A 23,120-nucleotide genomic window follows, 5' to 3' on the forward strand; every position below is an offset into this window, starting at 1 on the left:
CAACATCCTCAAAGCTATTGGAAATATATCGAGGCGATAAGGCAACTAAGCCCCACGAGCGTAGATAACTACGTGACTGGGGTTAGTTGCCGCCATCAACGACGAGATATTTTCAAGGGCGCAGAGGATTACAGTTTGCTAGTGTCGCGAACCGCACCCTTATCCGCACTTGTTGCCAGCATTGCATACGCTTTCAATGCATTGCTAACCACACGCTCGCGATTGACCGGCTGCCATGGCTTATCGCGCGCTTCCATCGCCGCTTTACGAGCTGCTAGCTCTTCCTCAGAAACATTCAGCTCGATGGTGCGACTTGGAATATCAATGGCAATCTCATCACCAGTTTCTACCAAACCAATAATGCCACCTGATGCAGCTTCAGGGCTTACGTGACCAATCGACAGGCCAGAAGTACCACCCGAGAAACGACCATCGGTGAGCAGAGCACATTTCTTACCTAAGCCCATCGACTTGAGGTAGCTGGTTGGGTACAGCATTTCTTGCATGCCCGGACCGCCTTTTGGACCTTCGTAGCGGATCACCACTACTTCGCCAGCTTGAACTTCGCCACCCAAGATGCCAGCGACGGCATCATCTTGCGATTCATAAACGCGGGCTGGGCCTTTATGCAGCAAGTTCTCTTCGTCAACGCCGGCAGTTTTGACGATGCAGCCGTTTTCAGCGATGTTGCCCGACAGTACCGCCAAGCCACCTTCTTCAGAGAAGGCATTTTCAAACGAACGAATACAACCTTCAGCGCGGTCATCATCGAGGGTATCCCAGCGACAATCCTGTGAGAATGCCTTGGTGGTGCGGATACCCGCAGGGCCGGCGCGATACATGGTTTTAACGTCTTCGTTTTCAGTCACCATGATGTCGTATTCGGTCAATGTTTGGATCATGGTCTGACCCAGCACATTCTTAACCTCGGTATTGAGCAAACGAGCACGTGCTAACTCACCCAAAATACCAATCACGCCACCAGCGCGGTGGACATCTTCCATGTGGTACTTGTTGGTTGATGGCGCCACTTTACACAATTGCGGCACTTTGCGGCTCATGGCATCAATGTCATCCATGGTGTAGTCAACGCCTGCTTCTTGCGCGGCTGCCAACAAATGCAACACCGTGTTGCTTGAGCCACCCATGGCGATATCCAGCGCAACCGCATTTTCAAATGCTTCACGACAAGCAATCGCTCGTGGCAAGACGCTGTCATCATCTTCGAAGTAATAACGCTTGGCTAAGCCAACAATGCGCTCACCGGCTTTCAAGAACAGTTGTTCGCGATCAGCATGGGTTGCCAGTAGCGAGCCGTTACCCGGCTGTGACAAGCCCAGCGCTTCGGTCAAGCAGTTCATTGAGTTAGCGGTGAACATGCCTGAGCAAGAACCACAAGTAGGGCAAGCTGAGCGCTCAACTTGCTCAGTTTGTTCGTCGGAGATATTTGGATCGGCCGCTTGAACCATGGCATCCACCAAATCCAATTTGATGATTTGGTCGGAAAGCTTAGTTTTCCCAGCCTCCATTGGGCCGCCAGAAACGAAGATCACGGGGATGTTCAAGCGCATTGCGGCCATCAGCATACCTGGGGTGATCTTGTCACAGTTGGAGATACACACCATGGCATCAGCACAGTGGGCATTGACCATGTATTCAACCGAGTCGGCGATTAGCTCACGGGAAGGCAGCGAGTACAACATGCCGCCGTGGCCCATAGCGATACCATCATCGACCGCAATGGTGTTGAATTCTTTCGCTACGCCACCTGCTTTTTCAATCGCACCTGCGACCAATTGACCCAAGTCTTTTAGGTGCACATGGCCCGGTACAAACTGAGTGAATGAGTTCACTACCGCAATAATGGGTTTGCCAAAATCTTCTTCTTTGGTGCCTGTTGCACGCCACAAGGCGCGCGCGCCGGCCATGTTACGGCCTTCGGTTGTTGTTGCTGAACGCAATGGTCTAGGCATACGTCCTCCAAATCTCGTCTAATTCTGAACAACAGACCCGGCGTTGGCCGGGTCTCAAATAACTATCAATGTCTTAGGCGTTGACGTAATCCAACCAACCCCATTTGTCTTCGGTTTCACCACTGAACAAGCCGAAGTACATTTTTTGGATTTTCTCAGTGACTGGGCCACGCTTGCCTTCGCCAACTTGGATACCGTCAACCGAGCGGATTGGTACCACTTCAGCGGCGGTACCACACATGAAGATTTCATCCGCTAGATACAGTGCTTCACGAGCAATAGATTCTTCGCGCACTTCATAGCCCAGCTCTTTCGCTAGAATAGTCAGCGTATCGCGCGTGATGCCCGGCAAGATGCCTGCCGTTGTAGGTGGCGTGTACAACACGTTGTTACGCACGATGAAGATATTCTCGCCTGAGCCTTCAGAGATCTGACCGTGAATATCCAACGCAATACCTTCGGCATAGCCGTGGCGGCCGGCTTCACCAGCAATCAGCTGGGACGACAAGTAGTTGCCGCCTGCTTTAGCGCCCGTCGGCATGGTGTTTGGTGCCAAGCGATTCCAGCTTGAGACACCCACATCAACGCCTGCTTCCAAACTGCCTTCGCCCAAGTAGCTACCCCACTCAAACGCAGCAATCACCACGTCAGATTTAGCTTCTGGATTGGCACGCAAGCCCAAACCGATATCACCCAAGAACGCGGCCGGGCGGATGTACGCATTTTTCAGGTCATTGCGGCGGATCAGCTCTCGGGTTGATTCCATGATTTCTTCAGCGCTGTAGTTGATGTTAATGCGATAAATCTTGGCCGAATCAAACAAACGCTTAGTGTGCTCTGGATGACGGAACACTGCTGGGCCTTTCGGGGTGTTATACGCACGGACACCCTCAAAAACCGATGAGCCGTAGTGGATAGCGTGACTCAACACGTGAACCTGGGCATTTTCCCAAGGCATGATTTCGCCGTTGAACCAGATAAATTCAGCTTTTGCAGCCATGTTCGATACTTCCTTTAAGCACTAATACGTAGTGGATTCGTTTCAGCAGACGTGATTTCAACAGAAGAAACGTCCACCAGTTTAGAGAGTTGGTTTTGCAGCAGAACCACGGATTTGTCGCTGGCGACTGTCACCGACAACGCAATGCGCTCGTCCTCCTGACTCGATTCGACGGCCATTCTACACAACCGATAGCCCCGATGGCGAATCACACGTAGCAAACGCTCAACCGTCGCTGGACGGTCCTGTGCTTCAATGCTGATGGTGTGTTGTTGACCAGCTTGGCTGGCCGTTGATTGCGCGGATGTCGTCATTCTGCTGTCTCCATCATTTGTTGATTGGCGGCGCCGGGTGGAACCAGCGGCCAAACGTTTTCTTCGGCATCAATCCGCACGTGCAGTAAGTAACTGCCTTGGCTATTGACGAGATCCGAGATTCCTTGTTGCAATTCGTCGTCGCGGGTAATGGTGCGGCCAGCAATGCCAAAGGCGCTGGCCAGCGTGACGAACTCAGGGTTGTCCGACAAAATGGTTTCGCTAAAGCGACCATCAAAGAACAATTGCTGCCATTGGCGCACCATGCCAAGGCGTTCGTTATCAATCAGCAGGATTTTCACCGGCAAGCCGTAGCGGCGAATCGTTCCTAGCTCCTGCACATTCATCATGAACGAGCCGTCACCGGTCACATTGACCACAGTGGCATCAGGGCGGGAATACTGGGCGCCAATTGCCGCAGGCAAACCAAAGCCCATGGTGCCCAAGCCACCAGAGCTGAGGTGATTGTATGGCAGTGAGAAGGACATGTGCTGAGCGACCCACATTTGATGTTGGCCGACATCACAAGCGACCACTGAATCAGTTGGTAGCTGCTCGGATAGTAACTTCAGCAACTTAGGCGCATAAATGCTTTCACCCGGCTTGTCATAGCGCCATTGGTGCTGCGCTTTTTCTGCCAGCGCTCGTTGCTGCCAAGGCGATAAGTCTTCACCGGGCTGTTCCGCGAGCTTGGCGCCAAGACGTTTCAGGCCATCGGTCAGATCACCCAGTAAACCAACATGAGCATGGCGCAGTTTGCTGATCTCACAGTGATCAATATCGAAGTGAACCACACTTGCGTTGGGGGCAAAGGTATCGAGCTTGCCGGTCACCCGATCATCAAAACGAGCCCCAGCGACAATTAGCAAGTCGCTCTCTTGCACCATTAAATTTGCCGCTTTAGTACCGTGCATACCCACCATGCCGAGGTGATAGTCACGGCTATCTTCAACTGTACCAATACCTTTTAAGGTGACAATACTCGGAATGCCGGTTTGCTCAGCGAAGCGACGCAACTCTGCAACAGCTTGCGGACCCGCCATACCGACACCGCCTCCGACATATAAAATCGGCTGTTTGGCCTGACGGATCAGTGCCGCGGCTTGTTCTAACGGCTCATCTGCAATTGATTCAGCTGGCTCAGCGTCCGCAGAAGCGGGGCCACCCAGCAATGCAGCAACTTGAATATCTTTTGGAATATCAACTAAGACCGGCCCCGGACGACCGCTGCGAGCAAGGATAAATGCCTCTTCCAGAGTGCTTTGCAGTTCGCTCGCGCTTTCCACCAAAAATGAGTGTTTGGTGACGCTCAACGACAGACCCAAAACATCCACTTCCTGAAAGGCATCAGTACCAATTAGCGGACTGGCGACTTGACCGGTAATCGCCACCACTGGCACCGAATCGAGCATGGCGTCAGCCAAGCCTGTGATCAGGTTGGTTGCGCCAGGGCCAGATGTCGCAAGGCAAACGCCAACATCATTACAGGCACGAGCAAAGCCCACGGCTGCCAACGCGGCCCCTTGTTCATTGCGGCACAGGATATGATCAATATCACCGCGATGAATGGCATCATACACGGGCATGATGGCGCCACCTGGATAACCAAAAATGGTTTTTACCCCAAGGTTGGCGAGCGTTTGTACCACTAAATCTGCGCCTGTCATCTTGTTGTTCCTTGCTCGTTATTCCCGCGCTTGTTGGTCATTGCGGAGCTGAAGTTTGGCTGGAGACAAAGAAAAACCCCCGAGCCTTTCAGCGCGGGGGTTTGTTGTTCAGCTTGAATCGTAAGCTAACGAGTCCCCCGCGCGCTGGTAATCACCACCACGACAATGCGAATCAGCACGAGAGACATTAGTTTACGAGTCATTATTCAATTCTTTTGGCAGAAGCCGTTCCAGTTAAAGCGCTGTTTCAGTTGGCTCCATTGGGTGTAACCAAGGATTTACAGCGGCTAAGGTGGTTAATTCAAACACAGGCTTGCCTTTGGTGCAAATTTTTTGTTGCCAAAAATATTTCATCTCCAGCAATCGGTTGACGAATGAGAATTAGTTACCAGACTTGTAGTAACCCACTGGGCTCAACAGCGGTGTCAAACACCTATGTTATCCAGTTGTTAATAAAGGCCTTTTATTGTTAAAAGCTGAAAAACCATGACTTTGATCATGTTGCAGCAGAGCGCATCGACTAGGGTTTGCACAATTCTTATCCATTTTTAACAAGTGCTCACCACCAACAAGCACCATCACGATTTATCTCAGCTCATGCGCTGAGAACAAGGAGCAGATATGCATCAGTTTGAGTTGATCCAATTCGGCTTTGTGGTCTTATTCGGTTTTATGTTGTTGGTTGGCGCAAAAGTGGTGATGACCTATTTGAAAGCCGATAAGCCACCCGAAAACAGCATGCTATTGATCGCCATGTTGCTCGGCCTATCCGTTATCGGCGGGATTAGCGGTTTCGCCTGCGTTGAGCGCACCGTGGCCAACAATGAAGTGATCGCAGCCACCACGGAAACCATTCACCACGAACTCGAACAAGTTCGAAACGAATATCAAGCGATCGTCACGCCCCTGCAAAAAGCGCGCGAAAAAGCGCTGTTTGCCAGCAGCTACGCAGGCAACTTGCGCCATGAGCAAGACACCCAATATGCCCGCGCGCAGCAATTAACAGAAATGATCGAGCTCGAAGAAGCGCGTTATCAAAGCAAACTGCAACGGGTTTACGAGACATTTGCTGCGGTCACGGACAACAAAATAGCCGTGGTTGCTCGCTCATCCTCGCAGCAGCAACTGTAAAACCCATTGCAGATCATGACAAAGTTCAGTCGGCGAGCGTCAGCTCAAATGGCGTCGCCGGCAACCCTGCGCCATTGATCAAATTGACCTCTGGATTATCCGCCCAACCATAACGCACCGCTTCGACAGACTTAACCTCCGCTGGCAGCGGCAAAATAACTTGGGAGCCGCGGATCTTGCCATCCTGCCATTGCCACAAACCATTCCGTGGCTTGATGGCAAAGCCCATTAACTTGTCGCCATGGCTGAGCTTGAGCCCCTGTTCGGCAAAATCAAACGGGATCACCAGGTCGGTACCAATCTGCTGAGCTTTGTTAGGCATGGGGCTAGCGATGATAGGAGGATGCCGGTAAGCCAACGCATTGGCACCAAGCCAAAGTCGATACCCTACATCTTGTTTGTTGCGCGGGTGAATGTCGTCGGCTTCACCAATATCAATGGTCACTGCCATTGCCGTATTATCGAGCGCCAAGGTTTGTCGCTGCGCTTCTCTGAGTTGCGCCCACTGGCTTTCCACAGGCAATGGGTTGGGCTGCAGAAAATTCGCTAATTGAGTGAATGCAAATGGTAATTCTGGCTGCTGCCAAGCTGTTCGCCAGCCCTTAATTAGCTCGCCAAATAACGCCTGATAGTAGCCTGCTTCACCGACATTGTTTTCTCCCTGATACCAGATCACGCCTTTAATCGGCTGTGAGGTCAGTGGTTTGATCATGGCGTTGAACAACATCGATGGGTTCCAATGAATTCGCTCGACCGCTGGCAGTGGGGGAGAAATCTGATTGCTGTAAGCCCAGCCCTGAGTAAAGTCGAAACTGTTGTCGCCGACATGTAAGCGCACCTGGTCGGCTTTGCCAACATAGACCTTGTTATCCCAATCATTGCTGACTCGAAGCGCCAGTACATTTTGACCGACATGCAACGCCGCAGGGTCAAGGGCTAACTGTTCCAGTGACGACGACCAGTTTTTGGTATGAATTAATTGGCCATTTAAAAACACATGGGCGTTTTGCACTACCGAACCCAGCTCAAGTACAAGGGGTTGATTCAGCTGCTCAAGGTTGAACGATTTGCGCAACCAGACGATGTCCGTCAATGGCTCGTTGTTGGGTAATGCAATCCGCAGCCACTGGCTATCATCAAAATTTGGCAAATGAACGCCTTTTGCAAGATCACCATCTAATTGCTCAATCAATTGCCATCTTTGAGCTTCGAGCTGTTGATTGCTGGCTATTCGCTGGCGCCATTGTTGGGGATTGGTCATGACATCACGAGCTAAAGCCTCATAGCGAGGCAAACTCAATAGCTGCGCCACAGGCGTCCACGCCTCCGCAGGAGTGCCACCCCAAGTGCTGTCGATGATGCCAATAGCAACGTTTTCATGACGCTGCGCATGTTTGGCAAAAAACCACGCTACTGCCGAAAAGTCGGCTACGGTATCTGGCGATGCGACCCGCCAATGCAGTGGTTGCTGCAGCTGGTCAAGCGGGCTGGGTGAAAATGCCTTAGCGACCTCGGCGAAGCGGATCAGCGGATAATTTGAATCGGCAATTTCGGCCGCCATATTGTTGATATCATTGCCAACCTTCCATTCCATATTGGATTGACCGGAGGCGACCCAGACATCACCGATGTAAATATCATCGAAGGACATCGTTATTTCGCTGCGGATTGCCAGAGTATGAGGTCCACCTGCGCTCATTGGCGGTAGCTCAACCTGCCACAAACCCTCGGAATTGGCCTGAGTGGTCAATTGGATATCAGCAAAAGACACCACCAACTCGGTTCCGGCTGGCGCTTTGCCGCTGATCGGATTTGCCACATGACGCTGTAACACCATGTGCGATGACACCAACGGGCTGACTTCGATTGATGACGATGAAATGGCGGCTGCAGAGATAGCGCCGCTCAGCCCCATTAAAATAACCAGTAATAAGGTTCGAACAAACATTAACTTTCCTGTCATAGAATTGCTGGAGCGCTGTCGTTGCAGTCGCCCAAATGTAACCGTTTACAATTCTACTGCAGCATGCATTAACATTTCTGTGATTTGCTCAACAATCGCCTGTTCTTTTGCCTTGTCATAGCCACTAATGCGCGGGGTATGAATATGGCCCACCGGCAAATCAGCGTTAAACATATCGCGCATTCGGATGGTTCGGTAGCTAATCTCGTTAGACAAGTAGCCGCCACCGCCGCCCTGTACCGCGGTATGCTCGCGCAACTGCTCTAAACTGTTTGCCTCAAAAGTTCCTGTGAGGGTTTCCACTTCACGGTTATCATTAATCTGAAAATCGCCAGCGGCTTGTTGCATGGTTTTTACTGGTAGCGAAAACTCAACAAACTCAGGTCCCAGCAATGGGCCGTGACACAGCGGCGGTATAAGCGGCTTGCTCGCGTTTGCGCCGGTGTACACATTGAGATTATCTGGCGCAACAGAGCTTCTGCGCTTACCCGGAAAGCGCTCTAAATCGAAATGATCGCGGCCCATGGAGACGGTCACCAACATGTCGATGCTGTTGTCTTGCAAATAGGGCTGAACCAACTGCTCGATCATGCCTTGGTCAAAATCGGCAAAGCGCACTGGGATCAGCACGGTTTCAACGCGAACTTTGCCGGTGGCTGTTTGCCACTCAGTGCCATCCAATTGCAAGGCAGCCAATCCGGAGGGGTTGGACTGCTTAATGTTGCGATCGAGAAAAAACGGGTCAAAACCGGTGAGCAAAATTCGCTTGTCGGCATTACCGAAATCAACTTGTTCAATACCACGAGTTAGTCGTTCAAAACGCTGCAGCAGCGGCGCTTTTTCAGCTTCGGTCAACGGTAATTGGCGAATGCGTTGCTTGCCAGCCAAGCGAAACCAATACAAGCCACGATCATCACCTTGCGACTGGGCAACTTGCTTACCGGTTTGCCAGCCAGCAATCGCAACCTGATCCAGTTCGGCCGCAGAAATACCTTTAGTAATCTTGTCCAATTCTGAGTCAAACGGCGCCAATAGCTGCGGCATCGCAGCAATGGCTTTATCAACTCGCGCTTCTTCAACGTCAGCAAAAGCCGCCAGAGGCAACGCAAGCAGCACCAATAGGAGGCGAGAATTTAGTGCCAGTAGCCGACTCATGTTCTGTTTCATCAACTGATGTTCCTTTATCAGGCATAGATAGAAAAAGCGCGCCATTTGGCGCGCTTAATGAGAATGAGTTAATAGACGATGTTCATTTCATCGAGCAAGTTGTCTGCTCCATCAAGGTGCTTCATGACCCACAGCATGTACCGAGTGTCGACGTGAATCGAACGGTTACGCGTTTCGTCAAAGTCCCAGTCGCCAATAATCGAGTCGGTCGTACCATCAAACAACAACCCAATCAATTCGCCTTTGCTATTGAAAGTTGGCGAGCCAGAGTTGCCGCCTGTGGTATCAACCGTCGACAAATAGTTCACCGGCACTGACTGCAACTGCGAGTCAACAAACTTGCCGTACTGCTTCTCAGCGATCAGCTTCAGTTGCTCGGCAGGGGCATTAAACGGCCATTCACCGGATTCTTTTTGAACAATGCCTTCGACTTTGGTGAACGGCGTGTAGTACATGCCATCGCGAGGTTCAACGCCTTTCACCGAGCCATAGGAAATCCGCAAGCTGGAGTTGGCATCGGCATAGATTGGTTTGCCTTGTTCTTTGGCATAAGCAATCAAGGCCTGCATGTGACGCGGGCGCCATTTCTGCAACTCGCCATCATGAGCTTTTTCTTCTTTTTCCATGGCCATGGTGGTGTCATGCATGGCCTTAGCGAACTCAAGCATGGCGTCGTCAGTTTTTTCCAAGGTCGCTAAATCGGCTTCCATCCAAGCCAAACGAGTCGCTTCGTCCCCCACCTTAGTGTTGCTGTACATGGCATCCAACTTGGCCAGATCGGCTTCCAATGCTTCTTTGCGCTGCTGGAAGTCACTTTTGGCGTAGATATCGATCATCGACTGATAGTTTTTGGCGTAGTTGTCCAAACCGGCCAAGGTGTTTTCGTAGCGAATACGAGCATCAGAACCCTCAGGCGCAGTGGTCTTGATGATATCCATCAGATCTTCGCGCAGAGTTTTCGCCATTGGATAAAACTCAGTGAAGGCGTACTTCACTTCGTCGGCAGTGCGGTAACGGTTCGTGCGGCCCGGATAGCCCGCCACCATAACAAAATCATCTTCATCGAGTTCTTTCGCAGACACGGTCAGGTGACTCACCGGCTCAAATGGCACATTGTCTTTGCTGTAATCGGCAGGCTTACCATCTTTGCCGACATAAGCGCGATAGAAAGCATAATCGCCGGTATGGCGCGGCCACATCCAGTTATCAATGCTGCCACCAAACTTGCCCACAGACAGGGCTGGCGCATGCACTAAGCGAACGTCGCGAATAGCCAGTTTCTTCACCAAATAGTATTCCAAGCCATGATGGAAGCTCTGCACACTACAGTGGTAACCGTCGGCTTTTTCACATTCGGCAACCAAGGCTTTACGATTATCTTCAATCAGCTGATAACGAGTGGCACCATCAGCGTTGGCCGGAATGGCGCCAACAACTTGATCAGTCACATTGGTCACCGACTCGGTAATGTAAACTCGCGAACCAGGCGCTGCTGGCAGTTCCTCGCCATAAGTTTTGGCAAGGAAACCATCTTGCAAGTAGTTGGCTTCGGGCGTGGAATTAAACTGGATTGAGCCATAAGCACAATGGTGGTTGGTCACCACTAAGCCTTTAGGCGACACAAATGATGCCGTACAACCGCCTAAGCTGATCACTGCATTCATTGGGAATTTATCAAGGCTACTCAAGCTGTTTGGGTCCAGCTCCAGTCCTTTGGCTTTTAATTGTGAGGCAATTTGCGGCATTTGATGCGGTTGCCACATGCCTTCATCTGCTTGCGCGGCCAATGCGGCCAGAGCGCTTACAGCAATGAGTAAACGTTTCATTTGGATAGTTCTCTTGACTGTCGGTTATTGCTTTGAAGGTTTTTATTATTTACTGCCGCCAAGCAAGCCCTGAAGCTTGCTCTCGACATGGCTGTACATACTGCCACCGGACTCAATCCGATGGCAAAATCTGCGGCAATTTAAGTGTAAATAAACATGTAAATTTTAGTGTGACAGGGGCTCAGCCCAACGCTGCACAATTCATCGCCGGGTATGGACTAGGGCAGGCTTTTGGCATCGAGACTTAGCAGAACATTCGTTAGCAGAACATGGGGCCTTGCTGATTGATGATGGCAAGTACATCATCGCATTCGCTATTCGCCGCCATAACCGCCACTCCGATTTCAACCTCGTCGAGATCAAAATAAGCCAACAAGTCAGTTGGCAGCGCGACCTGTTCTGGCGGAATAGTGTTTTTCAACTCGGGCTCAATACTATCGGTAATGTTGATGGCCAAGCGAAGCAGCATGGTCTCAGCTTTCATCTTGGTTAACGAACGACAATGCAATTGCGCAATAGGCCCCCAAATGGTTTCAGGTAAATGCCACTGTCTCAGCAGGGCGGCACTGACTGCTGCACTGGTAAACGACAACTTGGCTTTCTCAACCTCTGGAATCGGCGTTTTAGAGATCTCGCTTTGGCGTAAAATTTCCTCTGCCAATACCGGTTGCTGGGAGTACAACACCAGCTTGCCAATGTCATTAAACAAACCACTCAAATACTGGTCGTCACCACGTCCCATTTTACAGCTGACAGCCAGCCTTTTAGCCAATGCCGCTACATAGATGCTGCGATGGAAAAAGCTGGTCATATCGATCAAATCCGAGGATATGCCATCGAATATTTCAGCTGACTTGGATGCATAAATAAGGTTTCTCAGCCCATCCGTGCCGAGCACAGTAGTGGCTTGAGAGAGGCTATCAACAGCTCGACTTCGCCGGTACGAAGCGCTGTTTGCAAGCCTAAGTACTTGCGCTGCCAGAGCAGGATCATGGCTAACTAAAGTCCCCAAATCATCTGCATCTGAACGATCGGAATTGAGTAACTCATTGGCTTTAAGTAGCACTTTTGGCAACGATAGGAGTTGTTTGGTGTCATTCACCAAAGTATCTGGAGTCATCAGCATAGACCTTTGAGTTTTTCTTTAAGCATATGACAGAGCGCCATTCTGATTCATCGAATTGACTCACATTAAGGGGAATTCAGACTAACGCTTGTTTGAGAGTAGAACATTTATTAGCCAGTCATTGAGACTTCACCCAGTTTTTCAGGGGAGTCCTTTCGTTCGATGACTATGTTCCGCAGCACTGAGCATTATTTGACCTATACTCACTAGCGATATGAGTTCGCAAGGATTGCGGCTACCAAAACCACAAGGACAAGTGATGAATCTCGCCCTCATTCATAGCCGTGCCGTGATCGGCATGGACGCACCTGCCGTGACTGTTGAAGTCCATTTAAGCCTAGGCCTCCCGGCTTTCTCGATAGTGGGTTTGCCAGAAACATCGGTTAAAGAAGCCAAAGAACGGGTGCGCTGCGCCCTGATCAACGCTGGATTTGACTGGCCTGCTCGGCGTATCACCGTCAATTTAGCGCCAGCTGATTTACCCAAAGAAGGGGGGCGCTTCGATCTGCCGATTGCCATTGGCATTCTGGCCGCCTCCGAGCAGTGCCAAAGTGACAAGCTGGCAAACATTGAGCTCGCAGGCGAGCTGGCGCTGTCGGGCGAGTTGCGCCCAGTCCATGGCATCATTCCAATGGTGGTCAGCTCGCAGCAAGCGAATCGGCAACTATTATTGCCCGAGCAAAATGGTGCCGAAGCAGCATTAGTTGAGGCTAATCATTGCCTTGTCGCCAATCATTTACTCACCGTCACCGCATGGCTAAATGACAAACAAGAACTGGCTAACGCAGCAATAGAATCAGCAACCGCCATCGGCGCCGATCATCCTGATTTGCAGGATGTGATTGGCCAGCAGCAGGCCAAGCGGGCATTAACCGTTGCTGCTGCTGGGCGCCATCACCTCTTGTTCTATGGACCTCCAGGAACCGGCAAAACCATGCTCGCCAGTCGCTTACCTGGGATTTTGCCAGCCATGAATGATCAAGAAGCACTTGAAAGCGCAACGGTTTATTCCATTAGCCACCAAGGCTTCAAAGCCTGCAATTGGCGTCAGCGACCGTTTCGATCGCCTCATCATTCATCCAGTGCGGTGGCATTAGTTGGTGGCGGCTCCCAACCCAAACCTGGCGAAATATCCCTTGCCCATCGCGGCGTGCTTTTTCTAGACGAACTCCCCGAATTTAGCCGTCATGTTTTAGACATGTTGCGACAACCCCTAGAGTCCGGTCAAATCACCATTTCAAGAGCGGCGCGGCAACTTGATTTTCCGGCTCAATTTCAGCTCATTGCGGCGATGAATCCAAGCCCCTGCGGCAATTGGGGCAATCCGAATGTGGCATGCCGCTCGACGCCAGATGAAATCAGGCGTTATCTTAATCGGCTATCTGGCCCACTACTGGATCGCTTTGATATGTCGTTGGAAGTACCGGCTTTGGCCGAGCAAGGCCTATACCAGCAGCGGTCTGATGGCCCTAGCTCGTCCGACGTGAAACAGACCGTCGAGCAGTGCTACCAACTACAGCTTGATCGACAAGGTTGTGCCAACGGCCAATTGCAGGGCGCACTACTGCACCAGCATTGCCAGCTTAGCCAAGAAAATTCGCAGTTACTGCAACGCATCATTGAACAATTTGGCTTATCCGCGCGCGCCCAGCAACGGGTGCTCAAAGTTGCCCGAACCATTGCCGATCTGCGCCACTGTGAGCAGATAGAATCGAGCCATATTTCCGAAGCAATCAGTTACCGAGCAGTCGACCGGCTCATGCAGCAACTCGCCACATAAATTGTTAAATTAGCCGATAGTTAGTAAATATGACGAATCCCTAGCAAGACAAAGATCAGTGAAATATCCCAACATATTGTTTATATTGAAATAAAAATATTGGCACGACTATCGCTATAACAAGTTCGTTACTTTATTGATTTAGTCAAAATTACAAAAAGGATGATAAAGATGAAACGCACTGTTGTTGCTATTGCCGCTGGATTGATTGCCATTAACACATTAGCTGGATGCGTTGTTGCTGTTGGCAACGACGATTGGGACAGCAATTCAAGCTGGAGAAGTCATCAAGAAGAAAACCGCCGCGACATCGCCAAACTAGAACTGGGTAAAAGCTATGATCAGGTGATTTCAGATATGGGCACACCAGATTTCACCGAGCGCCTGACCATTGATGACAAAGACTTTCAGATTCTTTACTACCAAACCAACAGTAAGCACAGCGATGGCAAAATCACCAAGAGCGAGTGTACGCCGCTGTTGTTTGAGAACAAACAGCTAACCGGTTGGGGCGAGACCGCGTTGACTCACCTCAAAGCGAGTTAAATCAGACGTTTTGGTAGGCTGGTCCACTTAGTAGTTGGCCAGCATCACCTCAGTAAGGCCGGCTCGTAATTCGGGGCTGAGGCCATCAAATTGAATACCGTGTAAGACTCGCCCTTGGGCATCGTAGGACGCATTTCTGACGATGCCCGGCAACGACAAGTGGGAGTGGTCGCCTTTAAAGCGAACATGGATATTAGCGCCATCTCCAATCGGGCGCTCGAGGCTTGTGGCGATCCGGCATCCTTTGCTGGATAAGTCGATAATATCACCCATCGCCAGCTTCTCACCGCTGTCTCCAAACTCAATGTAACAGCCAAAATTCACTCGGATCCGCTTTTGCTCGCGCATGTTGGCCGCTTCAATGGCTTCAGGAAAACGCACCGTGAGCCATTTGCGCGGCACCTTAGTCGAAACGCCCAACGTTGAACGAAACGCCAATACCTGACACTGGCCAATTTCATTGACCATGCGCAACACCACAGGTTGTCCGGCTTCAATCACATGACGCGCATCCTGCCAGCTTTGATCCGCACCGTAACGCAGTAATAAGACATTCGGTACATCAATACCAACGAGACGGGTGCGGAGCCGATAAACATGGCTACCGGCAAGCACTTCGACTTCAAGTGGACTGTTAATTGGACAAGCCAACAAGGCTTCACTGATAGCGTTGCTATCGTCATGGATGGCTTTTTGAATCATATCCGTTCAATTCTTTTCATTTACTACTCCGACAACTAACACTAACAAAAATGCTAAGGCCCAGCCAAGCTTGTATTCAAGCTGAATCACCGCAACATTTCTTAGTTCATCTAAACTGTTCACAAAACAGCATAATTTACAAACAGTATGGCTCGCGATAGAGTGAGCAATCGGCTTTTTTCAAAGACCTTTACACGGTTCAAACTATGGCAATCGATCGGATTATGAACACTCAACTGGTGACGGTTGAGCTGGACGATACCTTATCTACGGTAAAAGATATCTTTGATAACGCTCACTTTCATCATTTGTTAGTGGTCGAGGATGGTCACCTAGAAGGCATTATTTCGGACCGCGATTTACTGCTGGCCATTAGCCCCAATATTGGCACCAAAGCCGAAACTCCTAAAGATCGTCAGGCGTTAAAGCGCCCAGTGCACCAAATCATGACCCGCGATCCGCTGACGCTAAAGCCCACAGCAAGCATTTTCGAAGCCATTTATTTATTTAACCGCAATCGAATTTCTTGTCTGCCGATTATCGACGAGGATCGCAAAGCAGTTGGCATTGTCACTTGGCGCGATATTCTCAAAGTGATCGAAGCAGATTTGAGCAAAAAAGTAGTCGCCAATCGTAACAAAGCCACTTAGCTTTCTTGACAATCAACTCCTCCTGCTAACGCCATTAACAGCCAGTGTTATTGCAGACTGATCCGGCCTGACAGCAGCCCCTGCATGGGGTAAAATCACGCCAAATTTATAGGGATCATTGTCATGCTGTCTTTTCTTCCGGGAGTTATTCGCGGTGTACTCGGTTTGTTGGGGTACATCATCAACACCATATTTTGGTCCACTCCGCTTATTTTACTGGCAATCGTCAAGCTCCTGATCCCAATCGCGGCGGTACGCAACGTGCTAAGCCGCATCTTAAATTGGTGTGCATCATCATGGATTAGCGTAAATGGCCTTATCCAACGTCTGTTTCTCAAACTTTCAATACATACCGACATTGATGCCGAGTTAAGCACTAAGGCCAGATACTTGGTGATTGCCAATCACCAGAGCTGGGTCGACATCCTGATTTTGCAGCGCGTGCTCAACGGTCGCATTCCGTTCTTGAAGTTCTTCCTGAAAAAAGAGCTGCTTTACGTGCCATTGCTGGGCATTGCTTGGTGGGCGCTGGATTTTCCGTTCATGCAACGCTATTCGAAAAGCTATATCAAAAAGAATCCACATCTGGCGGGTAAAGACATCGAAACCACCCGCAAAGCCTGTGAGAAGTTCAAGCAGCTGCCGGTCAGCATCATGAACTTTGTCGAAGGCACGCGCTTTACGGCAGAAAAGCACAAACGCCAGAAGTCGCCCTTCAACCACTTGTTGAAGCCCAAAGCCGGCGGTATTGCCTTTGTGTTGTCGAGCATGGGCGAACAGCTGCATTCGATTCTGGATATCACCATTAGCTACGACACCGAGCGCCCGCCAACCATGTGGGAATTTGTCTGTGGCAAGCTGTCGCAATGTAAAGTACACATCCGCGCGATTGAAATTGATGACGAACTCACTCGTGATTACGCTGGTAGCAGTGAAAATCGAGTGGCGTTCCAACGCCGAATTAACCAAATCTGGACCGAAAAAGATGAGCGTCTCGGTCAGCTAATCGAATCCGATTCAAAGTAGTATCGTTATGCTTCATCGTTTACCTGTCGTGATTAAAACGCCCATCATTGTCGTGATGATGGCTCTCAACCTTGCCGTCGCAGGCAGTCTGATCACCCTAATGGGGATCTTAAAACTGGTGCCAATTCCACCCTTACAGCGATTATGGACCGCCTTTAGCCACGTGTGTTATCACCTGTTCATTGCCGGTAACAAAGCCATCATCCAACTCACCAGCAAACCAAGCTGGACGGTGAACTTTTCCCACCCAGTACAGCAGCACAGTTGGAATCTAGTACTCAGCAACCACCGTAGCTGGCTTGATATTGTGGTGCTCATGCAGGTGCTGACAGCGCAGTTACCTCCGCCTAAATTTTTCTTAAAGCACGAGCTAATTTGGGTGCCGTTTGTCGGCATTGCCTCTTGGGCCCTAGATATGCCGTTTATTCGCCGCTACTCACACTCTTTTTTAAAGAAAAATCCACACTTGAAAGGCAAGGATATTGAAAGCACTCGGCGCAGCTGTGCCAAGTTCAAAACGACACCAACCACCATCGTCAACTTTGTTGAGGGTACTCGCCTCACCTCCGCGAAACGCAAGCGTCAGCGCTCGCCTTATCAGCACTTATTGAAACCCAAGGCAGGCGGTATTGCATTCACCCTAGCGGCGATGGGTGATCAGTTTGAAAATATCATCGATGTGACCCTGAATTACCCCGGTATCGATGACGATGCGCCAGCGTTTAAACAGGTCTTGACCGGCCAACTTAAAGCCGTGCAAGTGGATGTGCAGGTGACGTCTGTAGAGCCTGAGCTGATCGGTGACTATTTTGAAGACAAAGCGTTTCGAGTGGCATTTCAGCAACGCCTCAATGAGCGTTGGCAGGCCAAAGATCAGCGTTTATCCGAATGGCAGTAAGGGGGACTTTGTCGACGCTAGTCCTGCGAAATAGGCTGCCGCTTGCTGCAATTGATCTTCATTAAACACGGCAATACCAGCCTGCCGAAGCAGGCTGGCAGTAACTCCCTCGCCAGCCATTAAACGCCCGCTGAAGCTGCCATCATACACCTCATTATTGCCATACGATGGGCTTCTTGCTTTCAGCACAGCAAGGCGGCATTGATTCGCCTGAGCCAATGCTAATGCGGCTCGCGCACCTCGCTCAAAAGCTGCTGTGACATCTGCACCGGTATTGGTGATCACTCGACCATCGACCTGCTGTTCAGCGGCCGCTCTCGGCACCCCAAGTCCGCCAGCAATTTCTGGGCACATGCTGACCAGCAACCCTTGTTCAAACCACTGTTGCAAAATAGGGTGTTGCAGCTGCTTAGCGGCGCCATCATAGCGGACCGGTTGGCCAAGCAAACAACTGCTAATGAGGATTTTCGGCATTCTGAGGCAGCATTAAAAAAGGCCCCGAAGGGCCTTTGGCTTTAATCTTTTTTGGCCACTAAGTAATTGACCAATTTGACGTATTCATCAATGAAGTTATCTGCGCCAGATAACCCACTTGGCTTCACCTTGTACTTGCCATTAACAATCACTGTTGGCGTTGAGCGAATACCATACTTCTTAGTTTGTTGCGCCATCCGCGCCACCATCGAATTGACTGGGAAGCTGTTGTAGGCAGAATCAAAATCTTTAGCGGCTACGCCAGCGGCAATGAAGGCATCACGCAAATCACCAACCGATGAGATTTGGCGATTCTCATAAAAGTGGCGCTTATAAATTTCTTCGCTCACCGGCTCAACCACTTTCAATGCTTGCGCCACAGCAAATCCACGGCTAACAATTTTGCCGGTTTCAGGGTAGCGCTTGCGGGTTGAACGGTCGACGTAGTAAAGGAAGTCAACGTGTGCTCGTTTTAGCTCAGTGCCCTTCAGGCCTTTTTCGAGCGCCGCAACAATGGGTTCGAATTTATAGCAGTGGCCACAGTAATAGCTGAAAAATTCAATTACTTCCGGCGCAGCAGTTGGTTGGCCTGGTAGCACTTCATAATGAGTGCCTTCTTCGTAGTCCGCCGCACATGCAGACAGCGGTAACGCCAGCAAGGCAAAAAGCGCAACGAGGTATTTGTTCATAGTTATTCCCATTTTTGCGAAATTAGGTACGGATAATTAGCCCCTGAGACTACCACAGCTAAGTCATCGGTCAACGCCATTAAATGTTTGGTAACAAACTCAGCGGTGGCTCTGCCAGTGCAGCGAGTTGCTCTTTCATTGCCAGCACTTGATCTTCCCAATAGCGCATGGTGTTAAACCAAGTGAATGAGCGTGGGAAAGCCGGATCACACCAGCGCTGGGTCAGCCACGCCATATAATGAATCATGCGTAAGCCACGCATTGGCTCTATCAGGGCAAATTGGCCATGATCGAAGGGCTGAAACATTTCATAGCCTTCAATCAATGCATCGAGCTGAGCCAGTTGCTGATCGCGAGGGCCACTCAAAAACATCCACAAGTCCTGTATCGCTGGGCCATTGCGGCTGTCATCCAAGTCGACAAAATTGACCACCTCGTCACGGATCAGAATATTGCCCAAATGGGCGTCTCCGTGGAGTCGCAGTTGCGGCAATGCGGCCAGCGATTGAACATGCGGCTCCACCGCTTGCGCCAGTTGCATCAACGTTGGGTAAAACGCCTGTCGCAGATGGTCTGGGATCTCGGCCTGCTCTGTTAGCACTGCCACGGCCTGCTTGAGCATGCTGCTATCGATACTTGGCCGATGCTGAAACAACTCATTGGCACCAACCTGATGGAGCCGACCCAATTGCTGGCCAATGCGCTCCAGGCCATCAAAATCGTCACCATCAAAAGTGCGGCCACCAACCGATGGAAACACAGTAAACCAATAGCCTTGCCAAGGCAGCAGGGTGTTGCCGTCAAACACCAACGGCGCAACGACCGGCACGTCGGCCGCGGCCAATTGCAGAGCAAACTGATGCTCTTCAACAATCTGTTGCTGTGACCAACGCCCAGGCCGGTAGAATTTCACCACGTAACGGCGGCCATCCTCAGCCAACAGCTGATAGACCCTGTTCTCATAACTGTTGAGTGCAAGCAGGCCAGATTGAGCATAGATGCCCACCGACTCAAGAGCATCTAAGATGGTATCTGGACTGAGGCCAGCAAAATCAAACGTTGCAGTTGTCACCTTAGCGCCCTTTAATGAAGCGGCTTTCTTGAACCACTCGGTTGCCCGCATCATCGATCAGGACAAATTCCAATTCGGTGATCGGCTTTTCCAACAGGTACGGATCAATCGCCAGCGACACTGGCACGCTGAACACTTCTCCCGGCTCCACGGTCACCACTTGCTCACCACTCCACTCAAGGCCTTCAATGCCCTGAACAGACAGCTGATAGTCGCGGACTTGCTGCGATTTATTAAGCACTTTGAGGGTGTAAACATTCTCCATCAAACCATATTCGTTCAGTCTCGAAAGCATATTGCGATCGCGGATCACATCGAGTTTAAGCGGGTCTCGGCCCACTGCAGTGGCAATTAGGGCGGTGATCATAATCACCAGCACCATGCCGTAGCCAAGCAACTTTGGTCGCATGATATTGGTTTTGCCACCGGCTAGTTGGCGCTCAGTGGTATAGCTAATCAGGCCTTTTTCATAACCCATTCGATCCATGGTTTGATCGCAGGCATCCACGCAAGCACCACAGTTAATGCACTCGTATTGCAAGCCGTTACGGATATCAATGCCGGTTGGACAAACCTGCACGCAGAGTACGCAATCAATACAATCGCCCAACCCCAGCTCTTTTGGATCTTTCTTACGAGGGCGAGGGCCACGGGCCTCACCACGGGCGGCATCGTAGCTGACGGTGAAGGTATCCTGATCGAACATCACCGACTGAAAACGCGCATAAGGACACATATGAAGACACACAGTTTCGCGCATCCAGCCTGCATTTCCGTATGTTGCAAGGGTGAAGAAGAAGGTCCAGAAATAGGGCCAAAAGGTCATGTCACCGGTGAAGAAACCAACAAACGAGGCGTGACTTCCCCAAAAATAGGCAACAAATGTCAGTGCGGTAAATAATGAGAAGCCGACCCAACACACATGCTTGGCGGTTTTGCGCCAAAGCTTGTTAAAGTCCCATGGCAATTCGTCAAGCCGCATGCGTTTGTTACGCGGCCCTTCGAGCTTTTCTTCAAACCAGATAAAAATAAAGGTCCACACGGTTTGTGGACACCAATAGCCACACCAAACTCGCCCTAAAAAGGTGGTAAAGAAAAACAGAGAAAAGGCAGCGATGATAAAGACAAATGCCAGCAACATCAGGTCTTGCGGCCAGATGGTTAGCCCGAATAAGTGAAATTGGCGATTGGCGAAATCCAAAAACACCGACTGGCGGCCGTCAATATGGATCCAAGGCAGCAGCATAAAGCTAACCATCATCACCCAGTTCATGCGATTACGAAGGCTTTGATAAACACCCTCGACGGCACGCACATAAATGCGGTGGCGCGGCCTGTGCTTTTCGTGCTTGGTACTGCGGCGACCGCTTACTTTGACTTTTTTATCCTTGCTATGAATTTGTTTTACCGGAATTTTCTGCTCTGAATTTGACTCAGACATCATCTCGTCCTGATTCTGGCTTGGCTTGCTGGTCAGGGAACCGCAAGATCATCATAATAGTTATGTAGAGAACGCTACGGGGTTGCCGCAATGGCCGATTATATTCGCATTCGCTGAAATACCCCATGCATGGATCAAGTGAAACATGAAAAAAGTTATGCTGTGGATGTTGGCTATCATACTACTGATGCTAGCAGCTAAGAATGATCAAGTACTGAAAACCATTGGCGACAAACCACAACAATGGTTCGCTGTGATTAAAGCGCATATCGCTGGGGTAGCGGACTACCAGCAGCAGCACTTTATTGACGCGCTGGAAGAACATCGCTTGCCGCTATCGCCTCGCGAACGCAACTATATCAACAATATCAGTAAAAGCAGTGGCGATTTACTGATGTTCATGAATCGACATTGTGACCAACAAGGAGGTCACTTGGTACTTGAAGATCAACACCTCACCACAGTGTGCAAAACCGCTCAGCAACTCGTTTTATTGGATGAATAAAATGGCAATGACTCAACACAAAATCGAAGAATTTATTGATCTGCTTGGCCAACACTGGCTGAAAAACCAAGATAAGAGCCTGACGCAGCTACTGCAACGTCTGGCCGATGACGCAGGCTGCGAACAGCCACTGAGCGAAATCAGTGACGACACCTTGTTTTATCAGCTCAAGATGGGCGAAACCAGCAAAGACGAGATGATTCCTGGTATTGCCAAAGACTGCGAGGAAGATTTCAAAACCGCATTGCTCAGAGCGCGCGGCGTGATCGACTAAAAAATAAACGGAAGATCGGTTTATTGAAAAAGTTTCTGGCATTTAACGCAGAAACTATTGTATACAATATCCATCCGCACAAGGCGGGCAACAAACTGCAAACTACCGAATGACATGATCTGCATAAGCAGACGCGCAACAGCGGGGATACACCCGCTCAGCAGTTTTAAATAGGCTCTTTCAAGGGCCTATTTTTTTGCCTTAAAATTGATAAAACTCGGCCTCCGGCAGCAAAAAAACGGCGTCCACCAGTATTCTTTGACTACCAAACAATTCCAAAATCACAACAAGCCACTGATTAATAATGAATTATCAATATAAAACAAAATAAACAACACCTCTTAATAAAAATTTAACGTGATATACATCACAAAAAACTTGACTGAATTTGTGACTTCAATCACAATTCAACGCAACTTGATGGCCATTACCGGCGATCACCAAACTTGAAAACGTTGAGTTTCAACTTAAATAATTATTGCTGAGGTTAATTATGAAAACTGTTACTGCTGTTGCCGCTACTGTCGCTTTGTTCGCTGCTCCTACTTTCGCTTCTCCTTCTTTGAAGTTCGTTGCTGCTAACGATAAAGTTGAAACTCAAGTTTGTATGACTGCTGCTCAACAAGGTATTCAAGCCGCTGATGAAGTTGCCAAAGCAAACGGCATGAACAAATACCAGACTCGTACTTTGGTCTGTAACGGTCGTCCTATCACTGCTTTCTCACGCAAATATCAGAAGCAAGCAGAAACTGCCAAAGCCGAGTCTTAATTACAGTCGACTGTAAAAGAATACTCGCTCAGCTTAATGCCAGCCCTCCGGCTGGCATTAGCTCGGCACTCACACCTTCCAATTGCGCCATTCCCCGATAGTTTTTCCCGAATCAATACAACATCTT

22 protein-coding genes are annotated in these 23,120 nt (G+C 50.0%); 9 read left to right on the forward strand and 13 right to left on the reverse strand.

Annotated elements, in window-relative coordinates; genetic code table 11:
* Positions 1-128: 128 nt before the first annotated feature.
* The 4 genes from ilvD to ilvG form a co-directional block, all read right to left on the reverse strand.
* Positions 129-1,973, reverse strand: a complete 1,845-nt coding sequence (ilvD, locus tag IC617_RS01210; protein ID WP_191143154.1) for a dihydroxy-acid dehydratase — start codon at positions 1,971-1,973, stop codon at positions 129-131.
* A 73-nt stretch (positions 1,974-2,046) separates the two neighbouring features.
* Positions 2,047-2,973, reverse strand: coding sequence for a branched-chain amino acid transaminase (locus tag IC617_RS01215; protein ID WP_191143155.1), 927 nt, complete (start codon positions 2,971-2,973; stop codon positions 2,047-2,049).
* Positions 2,974-2,987: 14 nt separating this feature from the next.
* Positions 2,988-3,287 carry an acetolactate synthase 2 small subunit gene (gene ilvM, locus IC617_RS01220; RefSeq protein ID WP_191143156.1) on the reverse strand — a complete coding sequence of 100 codons (300 nt, stop codon included), beginning with the start codon at positions 3,285-3,287 and terminating at the stop codon, positions 2,988-2,990.
* Positions 3,284-4,954 (reverse strand): acetolactate synthase 2 catalytic subunit, encoded by a 1,671-nt coding sequence (gene ilvG / locus IC617_RS01225; RefSeq protein ID WP_191143157.1) that lies wholly within the window; start codon positions 4,952-4,954, stop codon positions 3,284-3,286. The genes ilvM and ilvG overlap by 4 nt, the downstream gene beginning before the upstream one ends.
* Before the next feature lie 621 nt (positions 4,955-5,575).
* Between ilvG and IC617_RS01230 the strand changes: the two genes are divergently transcribed.
* Positions 5,576-6,085, forward strand: a complete 510-nt coding sequence (locus tag IC617_RS01230; RefSeq protein ID WP_191143158.1) for a hypothetical protein — start codon at positions 5,576-5,578, stop codon at positions 6,083-6,085.
* Positions 6,086-6,110: 25 nt separating this feature from the next.
* Here IC617_RS01230 and IC617_RS01235 read toward each other — a convergent pair whose 3' ends face one another.
* The 4 genes from IC617_RS01235 to IC617_RS01250 form a co-directional block, all read right to left on the reverse strand.
* Entirely contained in the window at positions 6,111-8,033 is a 1,923-nt protein-coding gene (locus IC617_RS01235) for a sialate O-acetylesterase (protein WP_191143159.1), read from the reverse strand.
* Positions 8,034-8,093: 60 nt separating this feature from the next.
* Positions 8,094-9,215, reverse strand: coding sequence for a PA0049 C-terminal domain-containing protein (locus tag IC617_RS01240; protein ID WP_224745701.1), 1,122 nt, complete (start codon positions 9,213-9,215; stop codon positions 8,094-8,096).
* 68 nt (positions 9,216-9,283) lie between these two features.
* Positions 9,284-11,041: a S46 family peptidase gene (locus tag IC617_RS01245; protein WP_191143160.1), complete on the reverse strand. Its 1,758-nt coding sequence runs from the start codon at positions 11,039-11,041 to the stop codon at positions 9,284-9,286.
* Positions 11,042-11,300: 259 nt separating this feature from the next.
* On the reverse strand, positions 11,301-12,161 hold the full coding sequence (locus IC617_RS01250; protein ID WP_191143161.1) for an HDOD domain-containing protein: 861 nt from the start codon (positions 12,159-12,161) through the stop codon (positions 11,301-11,303).
* Positions 12,162-12,426: 265 nt separating this feature from the next.
* Between IC617_RS01250 and IC617_RS01255 the strand changes: the two genes are divergently transcribed.
* Both IC617_RS01255 and IC617_RS01260 read left to right on the forward strand, forming a co-directional pair.
* Positions 12,427-13,947, forward strand: coding sequence for a YifB family Mg chelatase-like AAA ATPase (locus tag IC617_RS01255; RefSeq protein ID WP_191143162.1), 1,521 nt, complete (start codon positions 12,427-12,429; stop codon positions 13,945-13,947).
* A 171-nt stretch (positions 13,948-14,118) separates the two neighbouring features.
* Complete coding sequence (locus IC617_RS01260; RefSeq protein ID WP_191143163.1) at positions 14,119-14,493, forward strand: DUF3192 domain-containing protein; 375 nt, start codon at positions 14,119-14,121, stop codon at positions 14,491-14,493.
* A gap of 27 nt (positions 14,494-14,520) precedes the next feature.
* On the opposite strand, the gene IC617_RS01265 is transcribed toward IC617_RS01260, so the two are convergent.
* Positions 14,521-15,195, reverse strand: a complete 675-nt coding sequence (locus IC617_RS01265; RefSeq protein WP_191143164.1) for a PilZ domain-containing protein — start codon at positions 15,193-15,195, stop codon at positions 14,521-14,523.
* A gap of 224 nt (positions 15,196-15,419) precedes the next feature.
* On the opposite strand from IC617_RS01265, the gene IC617_RS01270 reads away from it, so the two are divergent.
* The 3 genes from IC617_RS01270 (at position 15,420) to yihG (IC617_RS01280) (ending at position 17,769) form a co-directional block, all read left to right on the forward strand.
* Positions 15,420-15,845, forward strand: a complete 426-nt coding sequence (locus tag IC617_RS01270; protein WP_255522906.1) for a CBS domain-containing protein — start codon at positions 15,420-15,422, stop codon at positions 15,843-15,845.
* A gap of 126 nt (positions 15,846-15,971) precedes the next feature.
* A complete protein-coding gene (yihG, locus tag IC617_RS01275) occupies positions 15,972-16,871 on the forward strand; it encodes a 1-acylglycerol-3-phosphate O-acyltransferase, YihG family (protein ID WP_439651243.1) in 900 nt (299 codons plus the stop codon).
* A gap of 7 nt (positions 16,872-16,878) precedes the next feature.
* Entirely contained in the window at positions 16,879-17,769 is an 891-nt protein-coding gene (gene yihG / locus IC617_RS01280; RefSeq protein WP_191143167.1) for a 1-acylglycerol-3-phosphate O-acyltransferase, YihG family, read from the forward strand.
* Here yihG (IC617_RS01280) and IC617_RS01285 read toward each other — a convergent pair.
* The 4 genes from IC617_RS01285 to ccoG form a co-directional block, all read right to left on the reverse strand.
* Positions 17,752-18,243 (reverse strand): 2-thiouracil desulfurase family protein, encoded by a 492-nt coding sequence (locus IC617_RS01285; protein ID WP_191143168.1) that lies wholly within the window; start codon positions 18,241-18,243, stop codon positions 17,752-17,754. The two genes, yihG (IC617_RS01280) and IC617_RS01285, sit on opposite strands and share 18 nt — an antisense overlap.
* Before the next feature lie 41 nt (positions 18,244-18,284).
* Positions 18,285-18,932: a thiol:disulfide interchange protein DsbA/DsbL gene (locus tag IC617_RS01290; protein WP_191143169.1), complete on the reverse strand. Its 648-nt coding sequence runs from the start codon at positions 18,930-18,932 to the stop codon at positions 18,285-18,287.
* Between the two features lie 79 nt (positions 18,933-19,011).
* Entirely contained in the window at positions 19,012-20,055 is a 1,044-nt protein-coding gene (locus IC617_RS01295) for a serine/threonine protein kinase (RefSeq protein WP_191143318.1), read from the reverse strand.
* Complete coding sequence (gene ccoG / locus IC617_RS01300; RefSeq protein WP_191143170.1) at positions 20,006-21,448, reverse strand: cytochrome c oxidase accessory protein CcoG; 1,443 nt, start codon at positions 21,446-21,448, stop codon at positions 20,006-20,008. Before ccoG ends, IC617_RS01295 begins: the two co-directional genes overlap by 50 nt.
* A gap of 142 nt (positions 21,449-21,590) precedes the next feature.
* Here ccoG and IC617_RS01305 point away from each other — a divergent pair, with 142 nt between their 5' ends.
* The 3 genes from IC617_RS01305 (at position 21,591) to IC617_RS01315 (ending at position 22,993) form a co-directional block, all read left to right on the forward strand.
* The gene (locus tag IC617_RS01305) at positions 21,591-21,950 is read left to right on the forward strand and encodes a hypothetical protein (RefSeq protein WP_191143171.1); all 360 of its coding nucleotides are present in this window, start codon (positions 21,591-21,593) and stop codon (positions 21,948-21,950) included.
* Between the two features lies 1 nt (position 21,951).
* Entirely contained in the window at positions 21,952-22,224 is a 273-nt protein-coding gene (locus tag IC617_RS01310) for a YihD family protein (protein WP_369410347.1), read from the forward strand.
* A 493-nt stretch (positions 22,225-22,717) separates the two neighbouring features.
* Positions 22,718-22,993, forward strand: coding sequence for a hypothetical protein (locus tag IC617_RS01315; RefSeq protein ID WP_191143172.1), 276 nt, complete (start codon positions 22,718-22,720; stop codon positions 22,991-22,993).
* Positions 22,994-23,120 lie beyond the last annotated feature (127 nt).

Source organism: Neiella litorisoli, assembly GCF_014773395.1.
GTDB classification, from domain to species: domain Bacteria; phylum Pseudomonadota; class Gammaproteobacteria; order Enterobacterales; family Neiellaceae; genus Neiella; species Neiella litorisoli.